Source organism: Streptomyces sp. Je 1-332 (assembly GCF_040730185.1).
Taxonomy (GTDB): domain Bacteria; phylum Actinomycetota; class Actinomycetes; order Streptomycetales; family Streptomycetaceae; genus Streptomyces.
The window spans coordinates 5,047,319-5,068,262 of record NZ_CP160402.1; the positions used below are offsets into that span (position 1 = coordinate 5,047,319).

At 71.2% G+C, this 20,944-nt stretch carries 21 protein-coding genes; 14 read left to right on the forward strand and 7 right to left on the reverse strand.

Going from position 1 to position 20,944, the window contains the following annotated elements; translation table 11 throughout:
* Window positions 1-8 precede the first annotated feature (8 nt).
* Window positions 9-1,655 carry an acyl-CoA carboxylase subunit beta gene (locus ABXJ52_RS23040; RefSeq protein ID WP_367044544.1) on the reverse strand — a complete coding sequence of 549 codons (1,647 nt, stop codon included), beginning with the start codon at window positions 1,653-1,655 and terminating at the stop codon, window positions 9-11.
* A 128-nt stretch (window positions 1,656-1,783) separates the two neighbouring features.
* Here ABXJ52_RS23040 and ABXJ52_RS23045 point away from each other — a divergent pair, with 128 nt between their 5' ends.
* The 5 genes from ABXJ52_RS23045 (at window position 1,784) to hutH (ending at window position 8,407) form a co-directional block, all read left to right on the forward strand.
* The gene (locus ABXJ52_RS23045; protein WP_367044546.1) at window positions 1,784-2,677 is read left to right on the forward strand and encodes a biotin--[acetyl-CoA-carboxylase] ligase; all 894 of its coding nucleotides are present in this window, start codon (window positions 1,784-1,786) and stop codon (window positions 2,675-2,677) included.
* Window positions 2,678-3,294: 617 nt separating this feature from the next.
* Window positions 3,295-4,374, forward strand: coding sequence for an adenylate/guanylate cyclase domain-containing protein (locus ABXJ52_RS23050; RefSeq protein WP_367049196.1), 1,080 nt, complete (start codon window positions 3,295-3,297; stop codon window positions 4,372-4,374).
* 98 nt (window positions 4,375-4,472) lie between these two features.
* Window positions 4,473-5,270, forward strand: a complete 798-nt coding sequence (locus tag ABXJ52_RS23055) for an enoyl-CoA hydratase-related protein (protein WP_367044547.1) — start codon at window positions 4,473-4,475, stop codon at window positions 5,268-5,270.
* Window positions 5,271-5,365: 95 nt separating this feature from the next.
* Entirely contained in the window at window positions 5,366-6,532 is a 1,167-nt protein-coding gene (locus tag ABXJ52_RS23060; RefSeq protein ID WP_367044549.1) for a diguanylate cyclase, read from the forward strand.
* 336 nt (window positions 6,533-6,868) lie between these two features.
* Window positions 6,869-8,407, forward strand: coding sequence for a histidine ammonia-lyase (hutH, locus tag ABXJ52_RS23065; RefSeq protein ID WP_367049198.1), 1,539 nt, complete (start codon window positions 6,869-6,871; stop codon window positions 8,405-8,407).
* A gap of 92 nt (window positions 8,408-8,499) precedes the next feature.
* On the opposite strand, the gene ABXJ52_RS23070 is transcribed toward hutH, so the two are convergent.
* On the reverse strand, window positions 8,500-9,270 hold the full coding sequence (locus ABXJ52_RS23070) for a PepSY domain-containing protein (protein ID WP_367044551.1): 771 nt from the start codon (window positions 9,268-9,270) through the stop codon (window positions 8,500-8,502).
* 54 nt (window positions 9,271-9,324) lie between these two features.
* The gene (locus tag ABXJ52_RS23075) at window positions 9,325-10,059 is read right to left on the reverse strand and encodes a TetR/AcrR family transcriptional regulator C-terminal domain-containing protein (protein WP_367044552.1); all 735 of its coding nucleotides are present in this window, start codon (window positions 10,057-10,059) and stop codon (window positions 9,325-9,327) included.
* A gap of 130 nt (window positions 10,060-10,189) precedes the next feature.
* Here ABXJ52_RS23075 and ABXJ52_RS23080 point away from each other — a divergent pair, with 130 nt between their 5' ends.
* Entirely contained in the window at window positions 10,190-11,497 is a 1,308-nt protein-coding gene (locus tag ABXJ52_RS23080; protein ID WP_367044553.1) for an MFS transporter, read from the forward strand.
* On the opposite strand, the gene ABXJ52_RS23085 is transcribed toward ABXJ52_RS23080, so the two are convergent.
* Window positions 11,491-11,844 (reverse strand): hypothetical protein, encoded by a 354-nt coding sequence (locus ABXJ52_RS23085; protein WP_367044554.1) that lies wholly within the window; start codon window positions 11,842-11,844, stop codon window positions 11,491-11,493. The genes ABXJ52_RS23080 and ABXJ52_RS23085 overlap by 7 nt on opposite strands.
* Before the next feature lie 110 nt (window positions 11,845-11,954).
* On the opposite strand from ABXJ52_RS23085, the gene ABXJ52_RS23090 reads away from it, so the two are divergent.
* The 3 genes from ABXJ52_RS23090 (at window position 11,955) to ABXJ52_RS23100 (ending at window position 14,713) form a co-directional block, all read left to right on the forward strand.
* On the forward strand, window positions 11,955-12,323 hold the full coding sequence (locus ABXJ52_RS23090) for a hypothetical protein (RefSeq protein WP_367044555.1): 369 nt from the start codon (window positions 11,955-11,957) through the stop codon (window positions 12,321-12,323).
* Window positions 12,324-12,581: 258 nt separating this feature from the next.
* Window positions 12,582-13,844: an Ig-like domain-containing protein gene (locus ABXJ52_RS23095; protein ID WP_367044556.1), complete on the forward strand. Its 1,263-nt coding sequence runs from the start codon at window positions 12,582-12,584 to the stop codon at window positions 13,842-13,844.
* A 185-nt stretch (window positions 13,845-14,029) separates the two neighbouring features.
* Window positions 14,030-14,713, forward strand: coding sequence for an ABC transporter ATP-binding protein (locus ABXJ52_RS23100; RefSeq protein ID WP_367044557.1), 684 nt, complete (start codon window positions 14,030-14,032; stop codon window positions 14,711-14,713).
* A gap of 164 nt (window positions 14,714-14,877) precedes the next feature.
* On the opposite strand, the gene ABXJ52_RS23105 is transcribed toward ABXJ52_RS23100, so the two are convergent.
* Window positions 14,878-15,255, reverse strand: coding sequence for a nuclear transport factor 2 family protein (locus ABXJ52_RS23105; RefSeq protein ID WP_367044558.1), 378 nt, complete (start codon window positions 15,253-15,255; stop codon window positions 14,878-14,880).
* A gap of 59 nt (window positions 15,256-15,314) precedes the next feature.
* On the opposite strand from ABXJ52_RS23105, the gene ABXJ52_RS23110 reads away from it, so the two are divergent.
* Both ABXJ52_RS23110 and ABXJ52_RS23115 read left to right on the forward strand, forming a co-directional pair.
* Window positions 15,315-15,707 (forward strand): helix-turn-helix domain-containing protein, encoded by a 393-nt coding sequence (locus ABXJ52_RS23110; RefSeq protein WP_367044559.1) that lies wholly within the window; start codon window positions 15,315-15,317, stop codon window positions 15,705-15,707.
* A 154-nt stretch (window positions 15,708-15,861) separates the two neighbouring features.
* Window positions 15,862-16,314, forward strand: coding sequence for a hypothetical protein (locus ABXJ52_RS23115; RefSeq protein WP_367044560.1), 453 nt, complete (start codon window positions 15,862-15,864; stop codon window positions 16,312-16,314).
* Window positions 16,315-16,336: 22 nt separating this feature from the next.
* On the opposite strand, the gene ABXJ52_RS23120 is transcribed toward ABXJ52_RS23115, so the two are convergent.
* Complete coding sequence (locus tag ABXJ52_RS23120; RefSeq protein WP_367044561.1) at window positions 16,337-17,272, reverse strand: helix-turn-helix transcriptional regulator; 936 nt, start codon at window positions 17,270-17,272, stop codon at window positions 16,337-16,339.
* A gap of 118 nt (window positions 17,273-17,390) precedes the next feature.
* Here ABXJ52_RS23120 and ABXJ52_RS23125 point away from each other — a divergent pair, with 118 nt between their 5' ends.
* Together ABXJ52_RS23125 and ABXJ52_RS23130 are read left to right on the forward strand one after the other, a co-directional pair.
* Window positions 17,391-18,449 (forward strand): NAD(P)-dependent alcohol dehydrogenase, encoded by a 1,059-nt coding sequence (locus tag ABXJ52_RS23125; protein ID WP_367044562.1) that lies wholly within the window; start codon window positions 17,391-17,393, stop codon window positions 18,447-18,449.
* Between the two features lie 218 nt (window positions 18,450-18,667).
* A complete protein-coding gene (locus ABXJ52_RS23130) occupies window positions 18,668-19,051 on the forward strand; it encodes a VOC family protein (RefSeq protein ID WP_367044563.1) in 384 nt (127 codons plus the stop codon).
* Here the strand turns inward: ABXJ52_RS23130 and ABXJ52_RS23135 are convergent.
* Window positions 19,048-19,842: an alpha/beta fold hydrolase gene (locus ABXJ52_RS23135; protein ID WP_367044564.1), complete on the reverse strand. Its 795-nt coding sequence runs from the start codon at window positions 19,840-19,842 to the stop codon at window positions 19,048-19,050. The two genes, ABXJ52_RS23130 and ABXJ52_RS23135, sit on opposite strands and share 4 nt — an antisense overlap.
* A gap of 43 nt (window positions 19,843-19,885) precedes the next feature.
* On the opposite strand from ABXJ52_RS23135, the gene ABXJ52_RS23140 reads away from it, so the two are divergent.
* On the forward strand, window positions 19,886-20,872 hold the full coding sequence (locus tag ABXJ52_RS23140; protein WP_367044565.1) for an aminoglycoside phosphotransferase family protein: 987 nt from the start codon (window positions 19,886-19,888) through the stop codon (window positions 20,870-20,872).
* The last annotated feature ends 72 nt before the right edge of the window (window positions 20,873-20,944 follow it).

A 20,944-nucleotide genomic window follows, 5' to 3' on the forward strand; every position in this document is an offset into this window, starting at 1 on the left:
GGCGGGGTCTAGAGGGGGATGTTGCCGTGCTTCTTCGGGGGAAGGGATTCCCGCTTCGTACGCAGCTGACGCAGGCCCCGTACGAGATGGGAACGCGTCTCCGAGGGCATGATCACGGCGTCGATGTAACCGCGCTCGGCCGCCGTGTACGGGTTGAGCAGCCGGTCCTCGTACTCCTGGATGAGGCGGGCACGGGTCTCTTCGACGTCCCCGGAGGCCTCGGCCGCCGCGATGGTCTTGCGGTGCAGGATGTTGACCGCGCCCTGCGCGCCCATCACCGCGATCTGCGCGGTCGGCCAGGCCAGGTTCAGGTCCGCGCCCAGGTGCTTGGAGCCCATGACGTCGTACGCGCCGCCGAACGCCTTGCGGGTGATGACGGTGATCAGCGGGACCGTCGCCTCCGCGTAGGCGTAGATCAGCTTGGCACCGCGGCGGATGATGCCCGTGTGCTCCTGCTCGACGCCCGGCAGGAAGCCGGGCACGTCGACGAAGGTGATGACCGGGACGTTGAACGCGTCGCAGGTGCGGACGAAGCGGGCGCCCTTCTCGGAGGCGTCGATGTTCAGGCAGCCGGCGAACTGCGTCGGCTGGTTGGCGACGATGCCGACGGGGCGGCCCTCGATGCGGCCGAAGCCGGTGACGATGTTCGGCGCGAACAGCGGCTGCGTCTCGAGGAACTCGGCGTCGTCCAGGACGTGTTCGATCACGCCGTGCATGTCGTACGGCTGGTTCGCGCTGTCCGGGATGAGCGTGTCGAGCTCGCGGTCCTCGTCCGTGAGCTCCAGGTCCGCCTCCTCGGGGAAGGCCGGGGGCTCGCTGAGGTTGTTCGAAGGGAGGTAGGACAGAAGGGACTTGACGTACTCGATCGCGTCCTTCTCGTCGCCCGCCATGTGGTGCGCGACGCCGGAGGTGCTGTTGTGGGTGCGGGCACCTCCGAGCTCCTCGAAGCCGACGTCCTCGCCGGTGACCGTCTTGATGACGTCGGGTCCCGTGATGAACATGTGCGACGTCTGGTCGACCATGACGGTGAAGTCGGTGATCGCCGGGGAGTAGACGGCGCCGCCCGCGCAGGGCCCGACGACGAGGGAGATCTGCGGGATGACTCCGGAGGCGTGGGTGTTCCGGCGGAAGATCTCCCCGTACATCCCGAGGGCCATGACGCCCTCCTGGATGCGGGCGCCGCCGGAGTCGTTGATGCCGACGACCGGACAGCCGGTCTTCAGGGCGAAGTCCATGACCTTGACGATCTTCTGGCCGAAGACCTCGCCGAGTGCACCGCCGAAGACGGTGAAGTCCTGGGAGAAGACGGCCACGGGGCGGCCGTCGACGGTGCCGTAACCGGTCACGACGCCGTCGCCGTACGGACGGTTGGCCTCGAGGCCGAAGTCCGTCGATCGGTGCTGGGCGAACTCGTCGAACTCGACGAAGGAGCTCTCGTCGAGGAGCAGTTCGATGCGCTCGCGCGCCGTCAACTTGCCCTTGGCGTGCTGCTTCTCGACCGCGCGGGCCGAACCGGCGTGCTTGGCCTCCTCGATGCGGCGCTGCAGATCAGCGAGTTTTCCCGCAGTCGTGTGGATGTCGATACCCGCGCTGGACCCGGGGGTATCGCTTGCGGCGCTTTGCACGGGCACGTTGGGCTCTTCCGGCTCGGACATAGGGATATGGCTCCCTGCCTGCTCAAAGGGGCGACTGGCTGCTTGCGGCTGGCTTGCTACTGACTCGTAGGGTATCGGCGCGCATACGGTTCGGCAGTGCGGCGTTTACCACACCTAAGGTGGCTTGCATGACGCCGCGAGATGCTTCAGACGACTCCTCCGACCTCCCTGAGGGCAACCGCTGGTCCGACCTGGAAAGGCCGCCCCTGAACGTGGCGTCGCTGCGGCGAGCGCTCGTGCGGGACGGGGGGCTCTGGACCTCTCTGGACGTGGTGCCCACGACGGGGTCGACCAACACGGACCTGGCCGCCCGCGCGGACGAACTGCCCGAGGGGGCGGTCCTGGTGGCCGAGGAGCAGAGCTCGGGCCGCGGCCGCCTCGACCGCCGCTGGTCCGCGCCGGCGCGCTCTGGTCTCTTCTTCTCCGTACTCCTCAAGCCGGGGGCCGCGGTGCCGGTCGAGCGGTGGGGGTGGCTGCCGCTGCTGACCGGGGTCGCCGTGGCCACGGGGCTTTCGCGGGCGGCCGGGGTGGATACGGCGCTCAAGTGGCCGAACGACCTGTTGGTGACGGTGGGCGGAGAGGAGCGCAAGGCCGGGGGAATTCTGGCGGAACGGGCGGGTTCCGGTTCCGGCGCCGGGGGCGGGGTGGTGGTGGGCGTCGGCATCAACGTGACCCTGCGCGAGGACGAACTGCCGGTGCCGGGAGCGGGGTCGCTCGCGCTGGCGGGGGCGGCTTCGACGGACCGGGACACGGTGTTGCGGGCCGTGCTGCGTTCCCTGGAGCAGTGGTACGGGGACTGGCGCACCGCGGAGGGCGACCCACTGGCGTCCCGCCTCCAGGAAACGTACGCGGCGGGCTGCGCGACGCTGGGCCGCAAGGTCAGGGCGGAGCTGCCGGGCGACCGCTCGATCACGGGGGAGGCGGTGGCGGTGGACGGCGACGGCCGCCTCGTCCTGGCTACGGAGGATGGGGTGCAGGAGCCTGTGGGGGCGGGGGATGTTGTGCATTTGCGGGGGGCGTAGGGGGGCGTAGGGGGGGGCGGTGCGGGTGCGGTGCGTGGGTTGCGGGCCTGGTCCGCCTTCGGGTGCGGGTGCGGGTGCGGGTGCGTGGGGCTGCGGGTCCGGTCCGTGTGTGGGTGCGGGGCCGCGCCGGTATGTCCGTCCTCGCTATCGTCCGGTGGCCGCTGGGGTGCTTCGGCTCCGGAGCGCCGCGAACCGTGCTCCGGGCAGACATACCGACACGTCCCCTCCCGTCTCGTCGCCGACTGCGGGTGCGCGCGGGCTGCCGACCGCGCGCGGAGGCTGCCCTGCGGACCCCTGTAAACACCCCGGGGTAATCGGGTGGGTGGGTGGGAGAGGTTTGTTCGTTCAGGTGAGGATGCGGGGCAAACGGGCGGGTGCGTGGGGAAGAGGTGTTCGGCGGGGCGACTGCGGGGGACCCAGTCCAAGGCGCCCCGCCAGAGAAAGGCGTGAGCTGCGGCACACCTGCCGTAAAGTTGGCGCCGGTCGATACCTGACCGCGGCAGATCGGAAGGGCAGCAGGCGTGACCGTCGACGACACGGGCTCCGGAGCGGGTGCATCCCCCGGCCCCGACGGTGAGCCCGGACGTACCGCCGGGCCCGTCGATGCGTTCGACTCGATGGACTCCGGGGACGAGAAGCCGGGAGACCCGGAGAAGGACCCCCTCGCCCTGCGCCTCGAAGGGCTGATCCTCGGCGCGGACCGCCGCTACACCCCGTTCCAGGCGGCCCGCAGCGCCGGCGTATCCATGGAGCTGGCCTCCCGCTTCTGGCGGGCCATGGGCTTTCCCGACATCGGCCAGGCGAAGGCCCTGACCGAGGCGGACGTCCTCGCGCTGCGCCGCCTCGCCGGCCTCGTCGAGGCGGGACTGCTCAGCGAGGCGATGGCGGTACAGGTGGCCCGGTCCACCGGACAGACCACCGCCCGCCTGGCCGAATGGCAGATCGACTCCTTCCTGGAGGGTCTGACGGAGCCGCCCGAGCCGGGCATGACGCGGACCGAAGTCACGTATCCGCTGATAGAGCTGCTGCTGCCGGAGCTGGAGGAATTCCTCGTCTACGTGTGGCGCAGGCAGCTCGCCGCCGCCACCGGACGCGTCGTACAGGCCGCCGACGACGAGGAAATGGTCGACCGGCGCCTCGCCGTCGGATTCGCCGACCTCGTCGGCTTCACGCGGCTCACCCGCCGTATGGAGGAAGAGGAACTCGGCGAGCTCGTCGAGGCCTTCGAGACCACGGCGGCGGACCTGGTCGCCGCGCACGGCGGACGGCTCATCAAGACGCTGGGCGACGAAGTGCTGTACGCCGCCGAGAACGCGGGCGTCGCCGCGGAGATCGCCCTGCGGCTGATCGAGACCATGGCCAACGACGAGACGATGCCGGAGCTGCGCGTCGGCATCGCGTTCGGCACGGTCACGACGCGGATGGGCGACGTCTTCGGTACGACGGTGAACCTCGCGAGCCGCCTCACGTCGATAGCGCCCAAGGACGCGGTCCTGGTGGACGGCGCGCTCGCCGAGGAGCTGACGCGGACGGGCGATGCGCCGGCCTCCGAGACCGAGGCGGCGGAGGCCGCGGAGCTGGCCGAGAAGGAGGGCTCCGAGCCGCCCTCCTACCGCTTTGCCCTGCAGCCGATGTGGCAGCGGCCCGTACGAGGCCTCGGTGTCGTCGAGCCCTGGCTGCTTGCCCGGCGTAGCTGACCCGGAATTTTCCCCGCCCGCCCTCGTGGCGCTCCGTGACGGTGACATGATCCTCGTACGAAGAGGTAACGGTCGTTAACCTGACGTGGAGGAATGCGATGAGTGGCGAGCAGCGGTTCGGGGATTTCGTCGGCGTCAGGCGGCACGCCTATGTCGCCGAGCTCGTTCTCGACCGGCCCAAGGCCATGAACGCCGTGTCCACGGACATGGCCCGCTCCATCGGCTCCGCCTGCGACGCCCTGGCTCAGGACCCCGACGCCCGCGTCGTGGTCCTCACCTCCACCCATGAGCGGGCCTTCTGTGTCGGCGCCGACCTGAAGGAGCGCAATTCCTTCTCCGACGCCGAGTTGGTGCGGCAGCGGCCCACCGCGCGGGCCGCCTACACCGGCGTACTCGAACTGCCCATGCCGACCGTCGCGGCCCTGCACGGCTTCGCGCTCGGCGGCGGGTTCGAGCTCGCGCTCGCCTGCGACCTCATCGTCGCCGACCCGACCGCCGTGGTCGGGCTCCCCGAGGTGTCGGTCGGCGTGATCCCGGGCGGCGGCGGTACGCAGCTGCTTCCGCGCCGGGTCGGCGCGGCGCGGGCCGCCGAGCTGATCTTCACCGCGCGGCGTCTGGAGGCGGGCGAGGCGCGGGAGTTGGGGCTTGTCGACCAGCTGGTGGGCGAGGGCGAGGACCGTACGGAGGCGCTCGCGCTCGCCGAGCGGATCGCCGCCAACTCGCCCGTCGGGCTGCGCGCCGCCAAGCGGGCCCTGCGGCTCGGGCACGGGCTCGACCTGCGGGCCGGCCTCGAGGTCGAGGACGCCGCCTGGCGCTCGGTGGCCTTCTCCGGTGACCGGGCGGAGGGCGTCGCGGCGTTCAACGAGAAGCGGAAGCCGCAGTGGCCGGGGGAGTGAGGGGCACGGTGCTCCGGGGTCACTGGAACAGGTAACCCACACGCTGCGTAATGTTCCAAACGCCCAAATTGTCGTAAATCTCCTAGCCTAGGGAGATGGGAGAGGATGTCAGGCTGCGGGCCGTGGTCGTGCTGGCGCAGGGGATGGCCGCCGCGCACACTCCGCGTGAGTCCTGGCGGGCGGCAGCGCGCGGCGCGTGCCGTGCGCTGTCCGGGAGTTTCGCTGCGCTGTCCGTCTGGGAGCGTGACCTCGGGCGGCTGAGGGTGCTCGTGAACGTGGGCGAACGGGCCGAGGGGGAGGAAGAGTTCCCGGAGCGCGAGGCGTATCCCGTGAACGAGTTCCCGGAGATCACCGAGTTTCTGCACGAGCGGTGGGCGGGCGGCGGTGAGCCGCACGCCTGGGTGGAGACGGCGCGGGGGCCCGATGAGGCCACGGCGCCCGGTTACTGCCATCAGCGGGTCGCGGCCCTGCGCAGGCGGGGGCGCGGCTGCTGTGTGGTCGCGCCGATCGTGCTGCACGGGCGGGCGTGGGGCGAGCTGTATGTGGCGCGTCCGGTGGGGGCGCTGCCCTTCGGCCGCGCGGACGCGGACTTCGCGACGGTGCTCGCCTCGGTGGTCGCGGCGGGCATCGCGCAGACCGAACGCCTGGAGGAGGCCCGTCGCCTCGCCTTCACCGACGCGCTGACGGGCCTCGCCAACCGGCGTGCGGTCGATCTGCGTCTCGAGGAGGCGGTGGAGCGGCACCGGGCGGAGGGGACGGTGGTGAGTCTGGTCGTGTGCGACGTGAACGGCCTCAAGTGGGTCAACGACACCCAGGGCCACGCGGTCGGCGACCGCCTCCTCGAACGCTTCGGTTCGGTGCTCTCGCTGTGCGGGGCGATGCTGCCGGGGACGCTGGCGGCGCGGCTCGGTGGGGACGAGTTCTGCCTGCTCTCGGTGGGGCCTTCCGCGGATGAGGTGGTGCGGGTGGCGGACGAACTGTGCGTACGGGCGGCCGAGTTGGAGCAGGGGGAGGGGGTCGCGTGCGGGGTCGCCTCCACGGAGGATCCGATCGGCGAGGTGCGCTCGGCCCGCCGCCTGTTCCGCCTCGCGGACGCGGCACAGTACCGCGCGAAGGCCGCGCGTGCGGCGAAGCCGGTGGTTGCGGGGCGCGAGGGGGTGGACGATCCGGTGGTCCGCCTCGCGGACTCCGCGGGGGCGTTGCCCGCGGGGGCGTTGCCCGCGGGGGAGCGGCGGCGGTTTCGGGGGCGGGGGCGGAGGTAGGGGGGCGGGGGGCTGGGGGGTGTCTTCCCCTGCGGGCCGGTGGGGGCTTGTCGCGCAGTTCCTCGCGCCCCTGGTGGGGCTGGGCGTGTATGTCCCCGTGCGGGCCGGTGGGGGCTTGTCGCGCAGTTCCTCGCGCTCCTGCTGCGGGCCGGTGTGATCGGGCCCCGTCAGGGGCGCGGGGAACTGCGCGGGCGGCCCCCACCGGGCCGCAGGGGAGGTGCGGGCTCAGCCGTTCCGTCCGCCCCGGCGGGGGCTGGGGCAAGGGCCGGTAAGTGGCTCAGTCCCGCTTCGGTCGTGACACTTTGGGATTCAGTCCGTACGCTGCTGAATATGGATATGCACACCGTGGTCCTGGGGACGTCCGGGACAACCGCGGCGGACGTCATCGCCGTCGCCCGCGGCAACGCCCGCATCGACCTCTCGGCCGAAGCCGTGACCGCCCTCGCCGCCTCGCGCGAGATCGTCGACGCGCTCGCCGCCAAGCCCGACCCCGTCTACGGCGTGTCGACCGGCTTCGGCGCCCTCGCCACCCGGCACATCGGCCCGGACCTCCGCGCCCAGCTGCAGCGCAACATCGTCCGCTCGCACGCGGCGGGGATGGGCCCGCGCGTCGAGCGCGAGGTGGTGCGCGCGCTGATGTTCCTGCGGCTGAAGACGGTCTGCTCGGGGCGCACCGGCGTACGCCCCGAGGTCGCCCAGACCATGGCCGACGTGCTCAACGCGGGGATCACCCCCGTCGTGCACGAGTACGGCTCGCTCGGCTGCTCCGGCGACCTCGCCCCGCTCAGCCACTGCGCACTCACGCTCATGGGCGAGGGCGACGCGGAGGGCCAGGACGGCGAGCTGAAGCCCGCGGGCGAGCTGCTCGCCGCGCACGGCATCACCCCCGTGGAGCTGCGCGAGAAGGAGGGCCTCGCCCTCCTGAACGGCACCGACGGCATGCTCGGCATGCTGGTCATGGCCCTCGCCGACCTCGACGCCCTCTACAAGTCCGCCGACATCACCGCCGCCCTCACCCTGGAGGCGCTCCTCGGCACCGCCAAGGTCCTCGCCCCCGAGCTGCACGCCATCCGCCCGCACCCGGGCCAGGGGGCCTCCGCCGCCAACATGCTCGCCGTTCTCGAAGGGTCGGAGCTGACCGGCCACCACCAGGACGACGCGCCGCGCGTCCAGGACGCGTACTCGGTGCGGTGCGCCCCGCAGGTGGCAGGCGCGGGCCGGGACACGATGGCGCACGCGCGCCTCGTCGCCGAGCGCGAGCTCGCCGCCGCCGTCGACAACCCCGTCGTCCTGCCCGACGGCCGCGTCGAGTCGAACGGCAACTTCCACGGGGCACCGGTCGCGTACGTCCTGGACTTCCTCGCGATCGCCGCCGCCGACCTCGGCTCGATCGCCGAGCGCCGCACCGACCGGCTGCTCGACAAGAACCGCTCGCACGGCCTGCCGCCGTTCCTCGCGGACGACGCGGGCGTCGACTCCGGCCTCATGATCGCCCAGTACACGCAGGCGGCCCTTGTCAGCGAGATGAAGCGGCTCGCCGTCCCGGCGTCCGCCGACTCCATCCCGTCCTCCGCGATGCAGGAGGACCACGTCTCGATGGGCTGGTCCGCCGCCCGCAAGCTGCGTACGGCCGTCGACAACCTGACCCGCATCGTCGCGATCGAGCTGTACGCGGCGACCCGCGCGGTCGAACTCCGAGCCGGTCTCACCCCGGCCCCCGCGACGCGGGCGGTCATCGAGGCGGTCCGCAAGGCGGGCGTCCAGGGACCGGGCCCCGACCGCTTCCTCGCACCGGACCTCGCGGCGGCCGACGCGTTCGTGCGCTCCGGCGCGCTGCTCGCCGCGGTCGAGCCGGTGACGGGCCCGCTGGCCTAGCGACAGCAGTTCGTATGGAGGGTGCGTCGCGTACGCGGAAGGGGGCGCCGTCACAAAGGTGACGGCGCCCCCTTCCGCGTGGTGACGGAGTGTCAGTCGCGGTCGACGTGCTCGCGGGTGATGTTGCCCTTGACCGCGTCGATGTCGAAGTCGGTCTTGTTCCAGTCGTCGGTGACGACGTCGACGGACCAGACGAGCGCCTTGTTGTCGTTGTCGTCGAGGCCGATCGACGTGACCGTGCCCTTCTTCTTGTCCGTCGCGGTCTTGGCCGCCTGCTCCGGCGTCTGCTTGACGCGGGAGAGCCAGTCGGCCGTCTCCTTCTTGTCCTCGGCGTCCTGGTCGCTGTCGGGCGCGGAGCTGATCACCTTGCCCGAGACCGCGTCGATGCGGACGTGGTGCACGGTGCCGTCCTTCTCGGCGACCTCGGCGACCCACTGCGGGGTGCCCGCGCTGCCGCTCGGGCTGGGGCTGCCACTCGGGCTCGCGCTCGCGTCGTCATCGTCGGTGTCGTCGTCACCGTCGTCCACGCCATCGAGGTCGAGGTCGGTCAGCTTGCCGCCCGAGACCTTCCCCACCGCCGTGGTGGCGGCCTTGTCGTAGGTGACCTTGGTGGTGGCGAGCAGCGCCTTGCGCTCCTGCTGGTCCTGCGTGAGGGACGCGCTGCCCGTGGGGCTCTCTGTCGGCGCCTCCTTCGGAACGGACTTCGCCGCCTTCGAGGTCGCCTCCGAGGACGCCTTGCCGCTGTCCTCACCGCACCCTGTCACCAGGGCCGCCGAGGCCACGAGGGCGCACATGGCGCCGACGAGACGGAGGTTGCGGGCGCGCGGGGCGCCGCTCTTGCTGAAACGGGGCTCGAATCTCATACCCGCATGCCTAGCCCCAGCCCCGTATCAGGCGCAGTTGCCGCGCGGCCAGGGTCACCCGATCGCGCGGCGCGCGAGCCCCTCCAGCAGCACATCCACGGCGAACTCGAAGACGGCGTCCGAGGATTCGGCCGCCAGCTCATCGGTCGCCCTGCGCAGATACGGCAGGTCGTCACCGGACCCGGAGCGCAGCCATGGCGGCGGGACCTGCTCCAGGTCGGCGCGGTCGACGTCCGGGGGCGGCCGGTCGTACGCCCGGTCCTGCAGCTCGACGAAACCGACGACGAACCGGATGGCCTCCATGCACGCGAGGTAGGCGTCGCGCAGGGGCAGCCCGACCTCGGTGAAGAAGCCGATGAGCCCGTCGACGTTGCGCAGCATGGCCGGATGGCGGGCCGTGGTGATGTTCTCGCTCAGCGCGAGGGTGGTCATGCCCGGATGACGCCGGTAGTGGGCCCGCAGACCCCGGAGGTAGGCCCGCAGGGAGTCGCGCCACCGGTCGGGGTCGAGCCCCGGCGGTGACCACCGTGCCTCGAACACCTCTGCGGCGACGGTGATCAGGTCCCGCCGGTCCTCCACGTAGTTGTAGAGCGCCCGCGGTGAGACGCCGAGCTCGCCCGCGAGGGAGCGCATGGTCAGCTCGGCGGCCCCATGGCTGCCGAGGAATTCCAGCGCGGCACCGCCCACACCCTCGCGGGTGAGGGTGGCACGGCCTTTGCGGTGGGTGGGCCGCCGCCGGGAACTTGTGGCCGCGGGCGGGGAATCGGGGTCCGGAGTCTCGCTGTGCATTGCCCTGAAGGTATCGCCCACTTGAACTTCACACCCGTTGACTTTAGTGGACCGGCACGACAGAGTGGCGCGAAGTAAGGCAGACCTAACCCGACACCCGACACCCCGTGCCCGCCTCTTGGAGTCGCCCGTGCCCCGCCTGTCCGGCCTCGCCATGGATCTCACGCCGCTGCGCGAGCACCGCGATTTCCGTCTTCTCTACGCCGGGTTCCTCGGCGCCCTGCTCGGCACCCTGATGACGAGCGTCGCCGTGGCCGTGCAGATCTACGAACTCACCGGATCGCCGTTGCAGATCGGTCTGGTCAGCCTGGCCAGGGCGCTGCCGCTCGTGGTCGGCGTACTGATCGGCGGTGTCCTCGCGGACCGCACGGACCGCCGCCTCCTGATGCTGGTGACCCGGCTCCCCCTGGCGCTCGTGGCCGCCGGGCTCATGCTCAACGCGCTCCTGCCGCACCCCCAGCTGTGGGTGATCTACACGGCGACCGCTCTCACCGGGCTCTTCGCAGGGCTGGGCGGCCCGGCGATGATGGCGGCGATCCCCGCCCTCGTCGGCACCGAACGGCTGGCGGCGGCCGGTGCGTTGACGGCAGCGTCCACGCAGCTCGCCGCGCTGCTCGGGCCCGCGCTCGGCGGCATCCTCATCGCGGGACCCGGGATCGCGGCCTGCTTCGCGGTCGACGCGGCGGGCTTCCTGGTCTTCGGCGTGGCCCTGTTCTTCGTGCGCCCTCTGCCGCCGGCGACGGCCGCCGGGGGCAAAGGGGTCCGGCAGGCCTTCGCCGCCGTGGCGGACGGCGTGCGCTTCGTGCGGGGGCACCGGCTCATCGTCGGGCTGCTGCTCGTCGACGCGGCGGCGATGGTCTTCACGATGCCGCAGGCGCTGTACCCGGTCCTCGCGGACGAGCAGTTCGGCGGCGGGCCCACCGTGGTCGGCCTGCTCTACGCCGCTCCCGCGCTGGGCGCCCTCGTCGGGGCGGCGACCAGTGGCTGGACGGCACGGGCGGGCGGGCACGCGCTGATCGGGGCGGTGCTCGTGTGGGGTCTGTCGCTGACGGGCTTCGGACTGACGACGTATCTGCCGCTGGCGCTCGCCCTGCTGGCCCTGGCGGGCCTCGGCGACCTGATCTCGGAGACCCTGCGTTCGGCTCTGCTCCAGCACGGCACCCCCGACGCGCTGCGCGGCAGGGTCAGCAGCCTCTGGATGGTGCAGGCGACGGTCTCCCCGGCCCTGGGCAACGCGGCGGTCGGGTTCCTCGCCGAACTGAGCGGCGCACGGTCCGCGGTGACCGTGGGCGGACTCGTGTGCGTGGTGGCGACGCTCCTGGTGGCCGCGGGATCCCCCGCGCTGCGGGCCGCGCGCCTGGGCACCCCGGCACCGGCCGGGGCCGCGGCCCCGGGGCGCCCCGAGGAGCATGCCCCCCGGTCAAGCGCCCCTCAGTAAGCCGGCCCCTGCCGCTCCCTGCGTACCGAGAACGCGACGAACCCCGCCCCGAGGCCGAGGAACGCCGTCCCGCCGATCAAGTACGGGGTCGTGTCGACCCCGGCGCCCGTGTCGGCGAGGCGGTCCTCCGCGGCGGCGGTGTTCTTGGCGGCGGCGGTGCTCTCCGAGGTGGCGGCGCTCTGCGAGTTCAGCGTCGCGCGGCGCTGTTCGGTGTGGACGACCCGGGGGGCGTCGGGGGCCTCCGGGGATCTGAAAGTCGCCGTCGCGTTCGCGGAGGGAACGAACCACAGGGCGCCGAGGAGGGCCCCTGCGGCGGTGGCGGTCAGCAACGATCGACGTGCGGACACGGAATCGGATCCCCCTTGTGGCGCTGGCGAATTGGCCGTGTGGGGCGATGGTAATGAAAGGCGCGGGTCGCGGGAAAGTCGCGGGGGCCATGGGTCGTACGCTCCGACTCATGAGCACACCTGAGACATCACGTTTTGTACGGCTCCGCGTCGAATTGGTGGTGGAGGTCGACGGATCCGGCGAGCTGGCGTCCTCGGCCCTGCGCCGGATCGCGGAGGACGAGCACATGCCCGCCGAGGAGCGAGTGCACGCCGAGACGGCCGTCAAGGAGGACGACGCGGAGGCGCTCGCCTATCTGGTGGACCCGTTCGACCTGGTCAGCGGCGTGCCGGGAGTGGAGCTCACGCAGGCCTCCTGGAGCAGCGAGCAGATCGACTACGACCCCGATTCGCCGGACTGGGGCCCGGACGAGGATGATGACGACGACGAGGCCGATGAGGACATGGCCCGGGACGGTGCTGGTGGCCGTGGGCTGTAGACGGTAGACGGTGGGCGAGAGGTCTTACGTCTAACCGGACGGAAAAACGGAACCCGCAGCCCCGGACGGCAACCGCCGCCCGGGGTTCCGTCGTCTCAGAGGTGCACGGCTGTCACCGGCGCACCGCATGACGTGGTGTTCCCCACATCTTCCGCGGAAGTGGAACGGGACGAACCGGGCAGGACGTTATGCGGGATTACGGGGACTCCCGGCGTTCTTGGCGTGTTGGGGATTTCGGCAACGATGGAGAAGCGTGTGATGACGGACAGTAGGCGTCGGCGCGGACGGCGCAAGGGTCTTGCGGCCGTGTCCGCTCTGGTCGGCGGCGTCCTTGTGCTCTCGGCCTGTAGCGGCGACGACGGCGACAAGAACAGTGCCGGTGGCGGCAAGGAGTCGCAGAACCAGGTCGACGAAGCCGCCGCCAAGAAGACGTCCGAGGCCGACATCAAGATCGCGCCCAAGGACGGCTCCGACAACGCGAGCATCAACAGCGCGGCCAAGGTCACGGTGAGCAAGGGTTCGCTCACGGATGTCACGATGACGACCGAGACCGGCACCGCGGTCGAGGGGCAGATAGCTGCCGACAAGAAGAGCTGGAAGCCCAGCGGCCAGCTGGAGCGTGCGACCACGTACAAGATCTCCGCGACCGCCAAGGACTCCGACGGCCGCAAGGCGCACGAGAACTCGAAGTTCACGACGGTCTCGCCGGACAACAGCTTCATCGGGAACTTCACGCCCGAGGACGGCTCCACGGTCGGCGTGGGCATGCCGGTGTCGATCAACTTCGACAAGGCGATCACGAACAAGAAGGACGTCCAGTCCCACATCAAGGTGTCGTCGAGCAGCGGCCAGGAAGTCGTCGGCCACTGGTTCGGCAACAACCGCCTGGACTTCCGCCCCGAGGACTACTGGCAGGGCAACTCCACGGTCACCATGAAGCTGGCCCTGGACGGTGTCGAGGGCGCGGACGGCGTCACCGGCGTCCAGGAGAAGACGGTCCAGTTCAAGATCGGCCGTAACCAGGTCTCCGTGGTCGACGCCAAGACCAAGCAGATGAAGGTCATGCGGGACGGCAAGGTCGTCAAGACCATCCCGATCTCCGCGGGCTCCCCGGAGAACAAGACGTACAACGGCAAGATGGTGATCTCCGAGAAGTTCAAGGAGACCCGGATGAACGGCGCGACGGTCGGCTTCACGGACGACGACGGCAAGGGCGAGTACGACATCAAGGACGTGCCGCACGCCATGCGTCTGTCGAACTCCGGCACGTTCATCCACGGCAACTACTGGGGCGCGAAGTCCATCTTCGGCGGCGCCAACACCAGCCACGGCTGTGTCGGCCTCGAGGACGCCAAGGGCGCGGGCGACAAGAGCACCCCGGGCGCCTGGTTCTACGACAACTCGATGGTCGGTGACGTCGTGGACGTCCGGAACACCGGCGACAAGACGGTCCAGCCCGACAACGGCTTCAACGGCTGGGTCATGGACTGGGCCCAGTGGAAGGCCGGTTCGGCCGTCTAGGACGCCGAGCACGCGACGAACGGCGGCGGCCCGCACCCCTCGACGGGGGTGCGGGCCGCCGCCGTCGTGGCTTCTCATCCTTCTCTCAAGCCGCCCTTACCCGACGATCAGGGGGCGTACCTAGCTTCGCGTACACGCACGCTCGCCGACGGCCCTCGCCGTGGCCGTACCGCAGGAGTCACCGCATGTACCAGCTCAAGGACGTCACCAAGCAGTACCGCAGGGGCACGGAGACCGTTGACGTGCTCGCCGGGGTGGACCTGGCCATCGGCGACGGTGACCGGCTCGTCGTCCAGGGCCCGACGGGCGGCGGCAAGTCCACGCTCCTGCAGATGCTCGGCGGGCTCGACCGGCCTACGTCCGGCAGCGTCGAGCTCGACGGCGTCGACCTGGCCGCGCTGCCCGAGGCGCGGCTGACCAAGGTGCGCGCCGAGTCCATCGGCTTCGTCTTCCGGTCCTGCAACCTGATTCCCACGCTCAGCGCCGAGGAGAACGTCGAGACGGCGCTCGTCCCGACGGGCCTGCGCGCCGCGGACCGCCGCGAGCGCGCCGCCGACGCGCTGGCGTCCGTGGGCCTCGCCGAGCGCCGCAGCCGGCTGCCCGCCGAGCTCTCCGGCGGCCAGCAGCAGCGCGTGGCCATCGCCCGCGCCCTGGTGAAACGGCCGAAGGTACTGCTCGCCGACGAGCCGACCGGCGACCTCGACGCGTCCACGCGCGACGAGATCATGGAGCTGCTCGAAGGGCTCTGGAAGGAGCACGGGCTGACGTTCGTGATGGTGACGCACGACAGCGCCATCGCAGACAGGGCGCCCCGGCTCGCGACGATCCGGGGCGGGCGGATCAAGGTCACGGAGCGGACCGCTCCGTGACCCACTCACGCCCGCGGCGGACGCCGAGGACCGCCACGGCCACGGCACCCACGTCGCGTCCGTCGCGGCCGGCTCCGGCGCGAAGTCGGGCGGGGAACAAGTCGACGCTGTCGATCTACAACGCCTACTACGGCAAGTAGACCGCGGGCAGGTCATCGCGTGAGCTAGCCGCTCACGCCGGGCGCGGCGCCGAACGGACTGTCGATCACGTATCGCCAGTACCCGTCGGCGCCGCGTCTCGCCACGTCCGTGGCGGTGGACTTCACGACGCCCTCGATCTCCCAGTCGACGACGAGCAGCGCGATGTCGCCGGAGACGTGCACATGGCGGGGGTGCACGGAGATGGGCAGTCCGATCGCGAGGAACGGGCCGTTCTCCCGCGCGATGGCCGCGAGGCCGTGCACCGCGTCCCCCGACTCCGGCACGAACGCGGCACTCTCCTCGTACAGTTCGTGCACCGCCCCCGGGTCCCCGCTGTTGAACCGCTCGGCGAAGGCCGCGGGGACGTCGGCGGCGCGCGTGGGCAGGGGAATGTTCGGCATGGGCAACCCTTCTGGCACGGCTCGACAACCGCACAGACCGCACAGTAGGAGGCGCCCTCGTGACTCACCGAACGGTAAGCCAGGGCGCGGGCCAGGGGCTCCCCGACGACCCCCGGGCCCGCGTCGAGGCACCCACCCCCGGCTGCCCCGTGGAGATCACCCTCGCCGCCCTGCGCGGACGCTGGACCACCCTGATCGTCCGTGAACTGCTGCGGACCGGTTCCTACACGTACAGCGAACTGGCGTCCACACTGCCGGAGTTGTCGGACAAGGTGCTCACGGAGCGGCTGGGCCAGCTGGTCGCCGCGGGTGTCGTCCTGCGTACCAGGACACCTGCCTGGCCCTCCACGGTCACCTACGAACTCACCCCCCACGGGAAAGAACTCGGCCCGGTCCTGCAGGCGTTGTGGGACTGGGGAGCGAGCGTGCCGGCACCACCCACCGCAGAGTAAGCCGACGTCAGCGGACGTCAGCGGACGAAGCGGGCCTTCTCGGCGGACGCCGAGTTCCGCTCCGCTTTCCGCGCCTGCATAGAGTGGTGCACCCGCGTGGCGGTCCACTTCTCGTCCCCGACAGCAGCCCATCAACGCACCGGTAGGTTTTCCCATGCCCGACAATGATCCGCGCGTCTACGAGGCCACGTTCCTCCGCACTCCTTTCCAACTGCTGTTCGGCGCGGGATGGAAGAAGCTGGTGGCCTTTCGGGTGGACAGTGAAGGTGTCCTGCTCGGTGGCGCCCCGGCTCAGTACAAGAAGCAAACGGCCTTCGCGCCATGGGAAGACATCGAGTCGGTGGTCCTCTGGTACCAGAAAACGGCCGGTCAAGGAATCAACCACATAGGCCTCAGGCGCCGACCGGGGGCTCCTCGCCTTGCCGGACCGAACAGCAAGATGACGCCACAATCGGCGGAGAGAGTCGCTCCGCACGTGGAGTACGACCTTCTCCTCGCCAGCCGCCCGATCACCTTCTGGCGCGTGGACCCAGAGGCGCTTCACGCGGCGGTCACCGCGTTCGCACCGAACGTGCCGGTACTGGTCCACCAACAAGCAGCGCAGTAGGCCCGGCGGGCGCCCGGGAGAGCTAGCTCCCCGCCCCCGCCGCTCCGGCGCGCGTGGCGTCCGCTCCCCAGTTGGCGAGGAGGCGTAGCGCGTCCGCCGACGCCGAGTCCGGCTCCGCGTGGTACGTGATCAGTGACTGGTCGTGGTCGTCGGGGAGGCGGAGCGTCTCGTACGACAGGGTCAGATCGCCCACCAGGGAGTGATGCAGGCGCTTGACGCCGTGGCCCTTCTCCCGCACGTCATGCGTGGCCCACAGGCTCCGGAACTCCTCGCTCTTCACGGAGAGCTCGCCGACCAGGGCCGAGAGCAGCGGGTCGTTCGGATAGCAGCCCGCGTCCATCCGCAGGAAGCTCACGATGTCCGACGCCTTCTGGTCCCAGTCCCGGAACAGGACGCGCGACTCGGGCCGCAGAAAACAGATCCGGGCCCAGTTCCGCTCCTCCGGCGGCAGCGCACCCCAGTCGCCGAAGAGCGCGGCGGCCATGCGGTTCCAGCCGAGGATGTCCGTGCGGCGTCCTGCCACATAGGCGGGGACGCCGTCCAGCGCGTCGACGAGCTGGAGCAGCGCGGGCCGCACACGCTGCGGGCGTGCCGCGCGCTTCTTCTTGTGCTGCTTCGGCTTGGCCAGATGCGTCAGGTGGGCGTGCTCGGCGTCCGTCAGACGCAGGGCACGGGCGATCGCGTCCAGGACCTCGCCCGATACGTTGCGGCCGTTGCCCTGCTCAAGACGCGTGTAGTACGCCACGGACACCCCCGCGAGCTGCGCGAGCTCCTCGCGGCGCAGCCCCGGCACCCTCCGGTGACGCCCGAAGTTCGGCAGGCCGACATCCTCCGGCTGCAGCCGGGCCCTGCGGGTGCGCAGGAACTCGCTGAGCTCGGCGCGCCCGTCGAGGGGCTCCGGCGGCTCGGGGGCGGTGGAGTGCGCGGCGGGGGAGTGCGCTGGCTGGTCGGCGTCCATACAGTCCAGTATCCGGGGTCGTACGCAGCTGAGCCTGTCCCCACCAGTAGTAGGACCACTGGACGTACGCAAAGCCGTGACCTGGGTAGATGCCCGCAAGGCTGGCACGGTGGATGGCATGACCGCACAGACCAGCACCACCACCGTCTCCGCTTACGCCGCGCCCTCCGCCAAGGCCCCCCTGGAGCGGACCACCGTCCCGCGCCGCCCCGTGGGCGCGTCCGACGTACTGATCGACATCAAGTACGCCGGCATCTGCCACTCGGACATCCACCAGGCGCGCGACGGCTGGGGCGAGGGCATCTTCCCGATGGTGCCGGGCCACGAGATCGCCGGCGTCGTCACCGAGGTCGGCTCCGCCGTCACCAAGTTCGCGGTCGGCGACCGCGTCGGCGTCGGCTGCATGGTCGACTCCTGCCGCGAGTGCGACAACTGCAAGGCAGGCCTTGAGCAGTACTGCGCCCAGGGCAACATCCAGACGTACAACGCCCTCGACAAGAGCGGCGAGCCCACCTACGGCGGCTACTCCACGCACATCGTCGTCGACGAGGCCTTCACCCTGCGCATCCCCGACGGCCTGTCCCTGGACGTCGCCGCGCCGCTCCTGTGCGCCGGCATCACCACGTACTCCCCGCTCCACCGCTGGAACGCGGGCCCCGGCAAGAAGGTCGCCGTCGTCGGCCTCGGCGGTCTCGGCCACATGGGCGTCAAGATCGCGCACGCCATGGGCGCGGAGGTCACCGTCCTCTCGCAGACCCTGCGTAAGAAGGACGACGGCCTGAAGCTGGGCGCCGACCACTACTACGCGACCAGCGACGAGTCGACGTTCGAACAGCTCGCCGGTTCCTTCGACCTGATCCTCTCGACGGTCTCCGCGCCGCTGCCCCTGGACAAGTACCTGGGCCTGCTGCGCCCGGAGGGTTCCTTCGTGAACGTCGGCGCCCCCGAGGAGCCGGTCTCGCTCAACCTGTTCTCCGTGATCGGCGGCGGCAAGACCCTCGCGGGCTCCATGATCGGCGGCATCCGCGAGACCCAGGACATGCTGGACTTCTGCGCCGAGCACGGCCTGGGTTCGGAGATCGAGCTGATCGACGCCGACCAGATCAACGAGGCGTACGAGCGCGTGCTCGCCAGTGACGTGCGCTACCGCTTCGTGATCGACGCGTCGACGATCTGAGCAGGCCCGCTCTGAGCAGGCCCGCTCTGAGCAGGCCCGCTCTGAGCACGCCCGCTCCAGCCTGGGGCCGCATGGCCGGAACTCGACTCGGCCTGCGGCCCTAGGCCGCATTGCGCACCAGGTGGGGGGCCATGTGACCGATGCCGGGGGCAGGGCGCGTGCCTAGGGTGGTGGACATCAGCACGGCACTTCAGACGAAGCAGGGAAGAGGTCGCACGATGTCCATCGCGCTCAACCACACCATCGTCGCCGCCAAGGACAAGAAGGCGTCCGCTCAGTTCCTCGCCGACATCCTGGGCCTCGAAGTGAGCCCCCAGTACGGGCCGTTCATCCCCGTCGAGATCCCGAACGGCGTCACGCTCGACTACATGGAGAGCGGCGAACCGATCACCCCGCAGCACTACGCCTTCCTGGTCTCCGAGGACGACTTCGACGCCATCTTCGGCCGCATCAAGGACGCGGGGCTCACCTACTGGGCCGACCCGCACCACACGGTCGTGGGCGAGATCAACACCAACGACGGCGGCCGGGGCGCGTACTGGGACGACCCGGACGGCCACAGCCTGGAGATCCTCACCAGGCCGTACGGCAGCGGAAGCTAGGACCCGACCTCCGCCAGGAAACCCAGCACGAGCGGCGTCGCGACCTCCGCGAACTCCTCGAAGTACGCGTGCCGCGCACCGGAGATGAGCCGCATCCGCGCCCCGGGGACACGTTCCGCGAGCAAGGGCGCGTTGGCGGCCGGGTTGAACGCGTCGTCGGCCCCGTGCACGACGAGGGTCGGCGCCGCGATCCGCGGCAGCGCGTCCCAGGCGTCGTGCCGCGCGCTGGCCCGCAGATGGCGCCGACGGGCGTGCGGGGGCATGTCCGGATCGCCGAGGGTGTGAAACACCTGCCGTTCCCCCTGCCGGGCGAGCCAGCCGGGGGTGTACATCAGCTCCAGCAGGGCCCGCCGCGCTGCCGCCGCGTCGCCCTGCCCGAGCGCGGCGCGCACCTCCGGCCCGCGTTCGACGCCGTGCGGCGCCCCCGGCGACGTACAGCCGAGGACGAGCCGGTCCACCCGCTCCGGATGGTCGGCGGCCAGCCACTGGGCGACCCGGCCGCCCATCGACGTTCCGTACACATGCGCGCGGTCGATACCCGCGTGGTCGAGCACGGCGACGACGTCGCGGGCGAAGCCGGGCGTGCTGTAGCTGTCGGTGTCGGGGCGGCCGCTCTCGCCGGTGCCGCGCCAGTCCAGTACGACGGTCGTGTACGCGGCATCGAAGCCACCCCGCACCGGGTCCCACCAGCGGCGGCTGTTGGACTGCCCGCTGAGCAGGACCAGGGGGCGGCCGGAGCCGTGGACCTCGTAGTGCAGGGCGGTGCCGTCGGCGGCTTCAGCGAAGGGCATGGGGTGAACCGTAGCCATCCGCCGTCCTCGCTAGGGTGCCGGGATGACCGGGACACCCATCGAGGTACCAGAGAGCTTCGCGCTGAGCACGGTCCAGCGGGAGGGCGAGCGGGGCAGGGCCTGGCTCGCGACACTTCCCGAGCTGGCCGGTGATCTGCTCCGGCGCTGGAAGTGCGAGCCGACGGAGGCGGTCACGCACGGGCAGGTCGGCATCATCGTCCCCGTGAGACGGACGCACGACGGGATGCCCGCCGTCCTGAAGATCTCCTTCCCGCACCCCGGCAACGTGCACGAGCCGGACGCCTTCGCGGTGTGGTCGGGCCGGGGCGCGGTCCGGCTGTACGAGCGGGACGACGCGCGGTTCGCGATGCTCCTTGAGCGGGCCGGGGCTGCGGCCGGAGCGGGCGGGGGTTCGTTGGCCGACGTGGAGGACACCGACGAGGCGGTGGCCGTGGTCGGGCGCCTGGCGCGCCGCCTCGCCGTGCCCGCGCCGCCGGGGCTGCCGCGGATGAGCTCGCTCGTGGCCGAGTGGGAGTGTGAACTGCGGGACGAGGACCGGGAGTTGGGGTCACCGCTGCCGGCCCGCGTGGTGGCCGCCGCGATCGGGACCGTGCGGGAACTGGGCCGGGATCAGCCCGACACCCTCATCCACGGGGACCTGCACTTCACCAACGTACTGAGGTCGGAGAGGCCGGAGGGGTCGGAGGGGGCGGAGAGGTCGGAGGGGTCCGAAGGGCCGGAGCGAGACCCCTGGCTCGCCATCGACCCCAAGGGCTACGTCGGCGACCCGGCGTACGACTCGATCACGCTGCTCCGCAGCCGTTTCGAGCCCTTGCTCACCGCGCCCGATCCACGGGCCGCGGCCCTGCGCAGACTCGCCGTCTTCGCCGACGCGGCGGAGGTCGACCGCGAACGGGCCAGGCGGTGGGCGCAGGCGCGGGCGGTGACGGCGGCGCACTGGGGGATGCGGCACGGCGACCCCGCGTGGATGGTCAAGGCGACGGAGGCGCTCGCGGAGGCGCTGACGTGACGCGCTGACGGGAGGCCTCCGCACGGGGTGTTCGCCGGGGCGTTCGCGCGGGGCGTTCGCGGGGGGCGGAAC

Coding starts and splice junctions, on each gene's coding strand:
- ABXJ52_RS23120 (WP_367044561.1), bottom strand. CDS start 17,272: ATGGACGCCGACCAGCCAGCGCACTCCCCCGCCGCGCACTCCACCGCC.
- ABXJ52_RS23070 (WP_367044551.1), bottom strand. CDS start 9,270: ATGAGATTCGAGCCCCGTTTCAGCAAGAGCGGCGCCCCGCGCGCCCGC.
- ABXJ52_RS23115 (WP_367044560.1), top strand. CDS start 15,862: ATGCCCGACAATGATCCGCGCGTCTACGAGGCCACGTTCCTCCGCACT.
- ABXJ52_RS23140 (WP_367044565.1), top strand. CDS start 19,886: ATGACCGGGACACCCATCGAGGTACCAGAGAGCTTCGCGCTGAGCACG.
- ABXJ52_RS23050 (WP_367049196.1), top strand. CDS start 3,295: ATGGACTCCGGGGACGAGAAGCCGGGAGACCCGGAGAAGGACCCCCTC.
- ABXJ52_RS23055 (WP_367044547.1), top strand. CDS start 4,473: ATGAGTGGCGAGCAGCGGTTCGGGGATTTCGTCGGCGTCAGGCGGCAC.
- ABXJ52_RS23105 (WP_367044558.1), bottom strand. CDS start 15,255: ATGCCGAACATTCCCCTGCCCACGCGCGCCGCCGACGTCCCCGCGGCC.
- ABXJ52_RS23060 (WP_367044549.1), top strand. CDS start 5,366: ATGGGAGAGGATGTCAGGCTGCGGGCCGTGGTCGTGCTGGCGCAGGGG.
- ABXJ52_RS23100 (WP_367044557.1), top strand. CDS start 14,030: ATGTACCAGCTCAAGGACGTCACCAAGCAGTACCGCAGGGGCACGGAG.
- ABXJ52_RS23045 (WP_367044546.1), top strand. CDS start 1,784: ATGACGCCGCGAGATGCTTCAGACGACTCCTCCGACCTCCCTGAGGGC.
- ABXJ52_RS23135 (WP_367044564.1), bottom strand. CDS start 19,842: ATGCCCTTCGCTGAAGCCGCCGACGGCACCGCCCTGCACTACGAGGTC.
- ABXJ52_RS23040 (WP_367044544.1), bottom strand. CDS start 1,655: ATGTCCGAGCCGGAAGAGCCCAACGTGCCCGTGCAAAGCGCCGCAAGC.
- hutH (WP_367049198.1), top strand. CDS start 6,869: ATGCACACCGTGGTCCTGGGGACGTCCGGGACAACCGCGGCGGACGTC.
- ABXJ52_RS23075 (WP_367044552.1), bottom strand. CDS start 10,059: ATGCACAGCGAGACTCCGGACCCCGATTCCCCGCCCGCGGCCACAAGT.
- ABXJ52_RS23125 (WP_367044562.1), top strand. CDS start 17,391: ATGACCGCACAGACCAGCACCACCACCGTCTCCGCTTACGCCGCGCCC.
- ABXJ52_RS23090 (WP_367044555.1), top strand. CDS start 11,955: ATGAGCACACCTGAGACATCACGTTTTGTACGGCTCCGCGTCGAATTG.
- ABXJ52_RS23130 (WP_367044563.1), top strand. CDS start 18,668: ATGTCCATCGCGCTCAACCACACCATCGTCGCCGCCAAGGACAAGAAG.
- ABXJ52_RS23095 (WP_367044556.1), top strand. CDS start 12,582: ATGACGGACAGTAGGCGTCGGCGCGGACGGCGCAAGGGTCTTGCGGCC.